General features: G+C 63.0%; 1 protein-coding gene. It reads right to left on the bottom strand.

What is annotated here, in order from left to right:
- Positions 1-19: 19 nt before the first annotated feature.
- Positions 20-667 (bottom strand): transporter substrate-binding domain-containing protein (locus tag EN969_RS34030; RefSeq protein ID WP_127419921.1); only part of this gene is annotated, 648 nt, incomplete at its 5' end.

Here is a 667-nt window from a genome sequence, read left to right on the forward strand (position 1 = left end):
CCGCTGAAATTGCTGCCGGCTACTTCTCGCCCAGATACTGGAAGACGGCCTGCTTCCACCAATCGCTTTCGATGGTCTGCAGGAGGGCGACATCGAGAGACTTGCGCAACGGGCTGCCGAGCGGCAGCGCAATGGCATATTGCTGCTGGTCGAACGTCGCATCGAGAACCTGCAGGCTTGTCGCGTAATTCTGCCCGACCAGCCAGCCAAGCAGCGGCTTGTCGTGCACCAGCGCGTCGATCTTGCCGGCGCGAAGCGCGTTGAGGCCTTGCTGGATCGAGGCAAAGTCCTGATGACGGATCTGGGTCGAATCCAGATAGGACGCCGTCGACGAGCTCTGCACCGCGCCGACCCTGACCGCGGCGAGATCGCTTTCGCCCTGCACCATGCCTTCCATCTGCGTCACCGTCAGCACCGATGTGACACCCGCAGTGAACACCGCGATCGCAATGATCGATCCCATCATCCAGAGCGCGGCCAGCACGCGCCCCGGCACGGTTCGCGGGCCGAAATCACCGGTGCTGGCCTGCGTCGCGGCGATGGTCGACCACCACATGCTGGAAAACAGTCCCTTGGCGACGCCGCCGCCGAAATCGTCATTGTGCCGGCGTTCGAACATCCAGATGAGGACGCCGACCACCACCGATATGATGACCAGCGCCAGAAC

The sequence above is a fragment of the Mesorhizobium sp. M7A.F.Ca.CA.003.01.2.1 genome, assembly GCF_003998945.1.
Classification (GTDB): Bacteria; Pseudomonadota; Alphaproteobacteria; order Rhizobiales; family Rhizobiaceae; genus Mesorhizobium; species Mesorhizobium ciceri.